The organism is Moorena sp. SIO3I8, assembly GCF_010692325.1.
Taxonomy (GTDB): domain Bacteria; phylum Cyanobacteriota; class Cyanobacteriia; order Cyanobacteriales; family Coleofasciculaceae; genus Moorena.
Genome location: NZ_JAAHHW010000203.1, coordinates 1 through 6,690, shown reverse-complemented (window position 1 = coordinate 6,690; position 6,690 = coordinate 1). Strand labels below are relative to the sequence as shown.

Here is a 6,690-nt window from a genome sequence, read left to right as displayed (position 1 = left end):
TTTGGGAACATAAAACCAGTCAGGAGCTTCTGCTCCTTTTTCGGGTGGGTCAGTTTCTCGCCAATAGATACCACAGTCTTGTCCAATGGCATAGTGTCCATCGGGATGAATTTGTTGTAAAACTGGTCCAATGGAATCTGTGAGTAAGATGCTTTGGGGGTGTTCCTGAAAATTTTTCACAAAACTTCCATCTGATTCTGGTAGTTGGGTGTGATCTGGGAAAGGAGGAGGTAAAACAACCCGGTCAATACTTTGAGTCATGGTTTCCTGATCGGCTACTGCTGGGGGTATAGATTTATTTTGGCAGAATTTTTCATGAGTCAGGACTTAATAAAATTTCCAATTATCTCCCTTAAAAATACCTACAAAATTTTGCGCCCAGTCAAAAGTCCCCGCACTTCCAACATGGCAGAATAAGTAGGCAAAATATGAAGGGTTTCATGATCTGGAGTTTGTTCCAAAGCGGTAGCGATCGCTTCTGCTAAATCTTCTTTAATAATCAATTGGCAATTAGTCTGATTTTGATTCTGGTCTTGATTCTGGTCTTGATTCTGGTCTTGATTCTGGTCTTGATTCTGGCTGTATTGTAGACGGAGTGCCATATCATAAACGCGATCGCCACTGACTACTACAGTTCCCCCTGAGTTCACTAATTTCTCTGTATCCACATCCCAAATCCAAGACACATCTGTGCCATCGGGGGTTCGGTCATTGAGTACCACTAGCTTAGTGGATGCTCCACCTTGTTTTTGCAAGTCATTTACAGCCCGAATCGTTTCATTCATCCCTACTGGATTTTTGGATAACAGAATCCGAACCCGCTTCCCATCGACAACTAATTCTTCTGCTCGTCCAAAGGCAGCGCGAAAGCTTTTAATACTGTTGTAGATGGTATCCCGGTCAATTCCCATCTCTATGGCTAGTAATCCCGCTGCCAATGTGTTGTATTTGTTATAGATACCAATTAATATTTGTGGCCACTGGCTACTATTGACTCCGAGTTGAGGTTTACTAAAGCCACATTGAGGACAGTGATAGTCTCCTAAATGGGACAGATAAACCCCCTCATAGTCCAGGGGATGTCCACAACTGGGGCAGTAAATTGAGTCAACAGCATGGGGAATTTCATCAAGATAGACATCTGGCTCACTTAACCCAAAGAAAAGGACTCTCTGGGGTAACTGTTGACCGAGGTAAGAAAGGGTAGGGTCATCGCCGTTTAAAACCACAACGGTTTCCTGAGGTAACGGAGCGATCGCATTTTGCCAGCGACGGCTAATGGTATCCACTTCCCCATAACGATCCAGCTGGTCACGAAACAGGTTTAAGCCCAAAATAAATTTAGGCTGACAATCAAGCAATACCAAGGGCAGCACATTTTCATCTACTTCCAAAAGGGCGTAGTCAGCATCCAACTGACCAATGCCATTGGTATGAACTAGGAGTGCTGTCACTAAGCCATTAATCAAATTTGCCCCAGTACTATTGTGAGCAACTTGCCAACCAAGGTCTTCCAGGATAGTGCATAGAAGTAGAGAGGTGGTAGTTTTACCGTTAGTACCAACAATTAGAATCACACCTCGTCTGACCTGATCCAAGAGTAAGGGAAGCACTTGAGGCTGGAAACGACGGGCAATTGCTCCAGGCAGAACACTTGCTGCCCCTAGGTTTAATAACCGAACCAGAGCGGTGACGGTTTTGGCAATGCCTACGGATAACCCTAATCGTAATCTATCGATAATTGATCTAGTCACGGGATGAAAGCTACAAGTTGTTCGTGGATTAAACAGTTGGAACCAAAGATGAACCGATCAGAATCGAAACTTCCGATCAAAACTAAAAACCTACCATTGATGAAGTGGAGGATAATTAGGGAAGATTTCACGCCCACCACAGCGCAAGTACTTCACTGTGTCCTTCATGCAATAGTGCTGCATCGTTCATCTTTCATACTTAATAGGCAATGCTAGCAGTTCAAGAAGCAGAGTCAATCATTCTCAATTTGGTTCAACCCTTTGACCCACGGCTGGAAACACAGGTGGTAGAGCTATCTGCTGCCACTAATAGAATTCTGGCAGCAACAGTGACCAGTAACTTAGATTTTCCCCACTGGGATAATTCAGCCATGGATGGGTATGCGGTGCGCTATGGCGATGTCCAATCCTGCAATCGCGAACAACCAGTAGTTTTAACTATTGTCGAAGAAATCCCTGCTGGATATCAACCCCAATGTGAAGTGAAACCGGGACAAGCCTCACGGATTTTTACTGGAGGTTGTATGCCAAAAGGAGCTGATACGGTGGTGATCCAAGAAAACACCAAACTCCAGGATAACCAGGTGGTGATTTTGGAGGCTCCCCAATCCCAAGCCTTTGTCCGTCATCGGGCATCTTTTTACCAAGCCCAAACCAGTCTTATGAAACCAGGCATTAGGCTTGGTGCTCCAGAAATCGCCATTTTAGCTGCAGCTCAGTGTAACCAATTGACAGTGTATCGGCGTCCTCGGGTGGCAATTTTTTCCACTGGCAACGAGCTAGTAACCCCTGACCAACCCCTAAAACCTGGTCAAATTGTCGATTCTAATCAGTATGCCTTGGCTACCTTTGTCTCCCTCTTAGGGGGAGTACCCATAGCTATGGGGATTGTGCGCGATCAGCCAGACGATCTAAAAAATGCGATCGCAAACGCTATCTCCGAAGCAGATATGGTTCTATCTACTGGCGGTGTATCAGTGGGAGATTATGACTATGTAGACAAAATCTTAGCCCAGCTCGGGGCAGAGATTCACATCCACTCGGTTGCCGTTAAACCCGGTAAACCCCTAACAGTTGCTACCTTTACCTCCCCCTTGCCTAATTCCATAGAAGACAGTGACCTTTCTAGCACTCCCTCCTGTTCAAAACGTCCAGTACTGTACTTTGGTCTACCTGGGAATCCCGTTTCAGCACTAGTTAGTTGTTGGCGGTTTGTTAAACCAGCACTGTTAAAACTATCTGGTTTACCGGAGGAAGTCTCGAAACCAATTTTTGTCAAAGCGATCGCATCTAATGACTTACATGCCGGTGGACGCCGGGAAACTTACCTGTGGGGACAACTGTGTTTAGATGCAGCTGGTGCCTACGAATTTCATCTGGCCAGTGGTAGTCATAGTTCTGGTAATTTGATTAATCTTGCTTATACCAATGGTCTAGCAGTGGTGCCAATCGGTAAAACCTTGATTCGGGCTGGTGAATCAGTATTAGTCTTACAGGTAGGGGAAGGTTTGGCTAGGGCAAAATAATATGAAATCCGGTTGAATAACCATACTTCGTGGTGAGGGGAGCTTCGGGTGCAGGGGAGCTTCGGGTGCAGGGGAGCAGGGAGAGAAATATTTTGTCTAGATATCGTAAATGTAGACAATTATCCGGATTTGATATAAAAGGTAAAAGCCATGGAAGCAAGCATCTTTGATTTATAACCAGAAACCGGGTTTTAAGGGTCTTGGTGCGTAAGTCCTGTTGGCTAACGGTGTCACCCCAAGCTCGCCACACCGAGTCAACCGGTCACCCACCCCATCACCCTATAACCGTAGTAAAGCCGGATTTTTGGTTTCACTGTGTAAGTCCTAAAATAGATAGAGTAGTCTTGGAAACCAGGTTACTGGTCAGTAGCGCCTATCGATACTATCTACGGTAATCTTCAAGGTCTTAAGCCTAGCCAGCTCAAGCAACTCAAACGGTTGTATCACCAACGCTTACCGAGCGATAATTTGACTACGCCGGAGTTTGCTCAACGTGTTGCAGCCATTAGCACAGACATTCAACAGCCCCTATGCACCTACATCAATCGCCGGGGACAAGTGATTCGTGTGGCTGTAGGTACCCCTACTCAGACCAAAATTCCTCCCCTGGAATTGCCCCGTTACGGTGCTGAACGATTGTGCGGGATTCGCTGTATCGCCACTCAGCTCAAATCAGAAACCCCTAGAGAATCTACCCTCACGGCTATGGCAATTCAGCGATTGGATGCATTGGTGGTACTTACGATTACTGGGTCAGGTATGATAAGGCGGGGTGGTGGAGCAACAGGTTATATCAAAGAAACCTATCTCGCACATTTGCTCCCTCCTAGTAACTCAGAAGGACACAATAAGGTAGACTCTCAACTCCTAAATTGGAGTGTATCATCACCCATTAGTCTGGATATTCTGACCAAGCAGGATTTCCAGGAATTGGTCGAAGAGCTAGAAGCTGAGTTTCGACGGCAATTTGTGGCTCAGGAAGTCGATGTTGACCAAGATAGGGTGCTGATTATAGGGTTAATGACTGAAAAAATCAGCCCAGAGCGATTTGAAGATGGCTTAGCAGAAATTGGGCGGTTGGTGGAAACCGCTGGTGGAGAAGTATTAGGGGTAATCCAGCAAAAGCGATCGCATCCCCATCCCCAAACAGTAGTTGGTAGCGGTAAAGTAGAGGAAATTGCCCTGACTACCCAAACTCTAGCCGCTAATCTGGTAGTATTTGACCGCGACCTATCACCAGCACAAGCTCGCAACCTAGAATCCCAAATTGGTGTTCGGGTTGTAGACCGTACTGAAGTGATTCTCGATATTTTCGCCCAAAGAGCTCAGTCCCGTGCTGGTAAATTGCAGGTGGAACTGGCACAACTAGAATATATGTTGCCTCGCCTTACTGGTCGGGGTCAGGCGATGTCCCGGTTAGGGGGTGGCATTGGTACTCGTGGTCCGGGTGAAACCAAACTGGAAACCGAACGTCGCTCCATTCAGCGTCGAATTGCCCGACTTCAACAAGAAGTAAACCAATTACAGGCTCATCGGTCAAGGTTAAGGCAGCGGCGTCAGCAACAGGATGTTCCGACAGTAGCGGTCGTTGGTTATACAAATGCTGGCAAATCTACCCTGTTGAATACCCTAACCAATGCTGAGGTTTATACCGCTGACCAGTTATTTGCTACCCTTGACCCCACCACCCGACGCTTACCTATTGTTGACTCAGTAACGGGGAAATCTAGCGCTATGCTATTGATCGATACGGTAGGGTTTATTCACGAGTTACCCCCACCCTTAGTAGATTCATTTCGGGCTACCCTCGAAGAAGTAACAGAAGCAGATGCTTTGCTGCATTTAGTGGATTTATCCCATTCAGCGTGGGCTAGTCACATTCGTTCTGTAATGGGGATTCTGAGGGATATGCCCATTACACCAGGACCGATTTTAGTAGTATTTAATAAAATCGACCAAGTAGATAGTGATACCCTAGCGTTAGCGAAAGAAGAATTTCCTCAAGGAGTCTTTATTTCTGCTAGTAAACGTCTTGGACTGGAGACATTGCGTCAGAAACTAGTTGAGTTAGTTCACTATGCGATCGCAACTCAATAAAGTGAATCAGCTTCATAAAAAAATAACTAAAATCGTGAGTTCGCTCGTTCTAAACAAGTAGTTATTTTGGCAGTTTTATGTCTTGCTAGGAGTCGATTTCACCAAAGTTACTACTTTTAGAGGACTACCATTATGATATAATGACTTAATAAACTGGGTTAGCTTCATAAAAAAATCACAACTGTAAGCTAATAGATAGGGATAATTTAATTGTTAAAACCAAAACCAACTTCAAAGTTTGATGCTTCGTTCTGGGGACGCCGATATCCTAAATTTCCTTGAACAAATCCAGTTGGCTCGCAACGTCCCGATTGGCTTAAGGTGCTATCGTCTGCGAACTATGTGCATGCATTTTGGGCGCTGGTTAAACTTAGAGCCAGAAGCAATGCGTCAGCTGGTTTTTTTGTGCTATTGCCACGGTTTAGGGAAAATTAGCATTCCCGATCAGATCCTGTTCAAAACAGGACCGCTGACAGAAAAGGAGTGGACAAAAGTTAAGGAGTATCCTGAAGTTTCAGAACTGATTTGTAACCAGCATCCACTCCTGAAGGAGTTTGCATTCTTAGTGCGTACCCACCAAGAGAGGCTGAATGGCACTGGTTATCCGGATGGGTTGCGTGGTGAGAAAATTCCTTACATTGTTCAGGTCTTTCAGCTGGTGAATGCGGCAGATGCTATCATCAGCAAGCGGCTATATCGTAACCGTAGTGATCCCCCAGGCATTCGCCCCTACTGGAAACAGGCGGTAGCAGAAATTACCAAAGAAATAAACGTTGGTGCAAGAGATCCAGAACTCTGTGAAAAGTTTTTCCGCTTTCTTGAACTGTACTATCGAGGCGGTGGTTGAAGGTTTAAAGTTGAAGGTTTAAGGTTTAAGGTTGAAAATTGAAGGTTGAAAGTTGAAGGTTTAAAGTTGAAAGTTGAAGGTTGAAGTTTGAAGGTTGAATGCTTAAGGTTGAAAGTTGAAAGTTGAAAGTTGAATAAAAAAATAGTTGACTAGTTGGTTTCACCTTTTTCTTTTTTAAGCTATTGCCAACGGGTCTTACAATTACCAAGCATCTCATCAATACCTGCTTTAATCGTTAGAGAAATCCGCTGACTAAAGTTGTCGCAGCATGGGTGGTTTTTACATTATTTTTGAGGATTAAACGGTCACTTGTATTTCTGTATAAAAGCAGTAAAGCTGGAGTGCATCTCAGTTTTGTAAGACTCAAGTTGAAAATTGCCCGTTGAGGTAGGCACACCGATGCTTCAAGACTTGTGGGACGTTACTCTCATCCCACTGAGCCCCCGAAATCTTGATACGCCGACCC

The 6,690-nt window shown here is 45.0% G+C and carries 4 protein-coding genes and 1 pseudogene; 3 read left to right on the top strand and 2 right to left on the bottom strand.

The annotated features are described in order from the left end of the window. Together F6K51_RS34695 and F6K51_RS34690 are read right to left on the bottom strand one after the other, a co-directional pair. Nucleotides 1-261: pseudogene (locus F6K51_RS34695) on the bottom strand (Uma2 family endonuclease); the annotation flags it as partial. A gap of 101 nt (nucleotides 262-362) precedes the next feature. Further along, on the bottom strand, nucleotides 363-1,754 hold the full coding sequence (locus F6K51_RS34690) for a Mur ligase family protein (protein WP_293029942.1): 1,392 nt from the start codon (nucleotides 1,752-1,754) through the stop codon (nucleotides 363-365). Nucleotides 1,755-1,963: 209 nt separating this feature from the next. On the opposite strand from F6K51_RS34690, the gene glp reads away from it, so the two are divergent. The 3 genes from glp (at nucleotide 1,964) to F6K51_RS34675 (ending at nucleotide 6,224) form a co-directional block, all read left to right on the top strand. Beyond that, on the top strand, nucleotides 1,964-3,280 hold the full coding sequence (glp, locus tag F6K51_RS34685; RefSeq protein WP_293029939.1) for a gephyrin-like molybdotransferase Glp: 1,317 nt from the start codon (nucleotides 1,964-1,966) through the stop codon (nucleotides 3,278-3,280). Between the two features lie 438 nt (nucleotides 3,281-3,718). After that, complete coding sequence (gene hflX / locus F6K51_RS34680; RefSeq protein WP_365940544.1) at nucleotides 3,719-5,377, top strand: GTPase HflX; 1,659 nt, start codon at nucleotides 3,719-3,721, stop codon at nucleotides 5,375-5,377. 241 nt (nucleotides 5,378-5,618) lie between these two features. After that, entirely contained in the window at nucleotides 5,619-6,224 is a 606-nt protein-coding gene (locus F6K51_RS34675) for an HD domain-containing phosphohydrolase (protein WP_293029945.1), read from the top strand. The last annotated feature ends 466 nt before the right edge of the window (nucleotides 6,225-6,690 follow it).

Excerpts from the sequence above, each read along its gene's own strand:
- glp (WP_293029939.1), top strand. The coding sequence starts at position 1,964 with ATGCTAGCAGTTCAAGAAGCAGAGTCAATCATTCTCAATTTGGTTCAA.
- F6K51_RS34675 (WP_293029945.1), top strand. The coding sequence starts at position 5,619 with ATGCTTCGTTCTGGGGACGCCGATATCCTAAATTTCCTTGAACAAATC.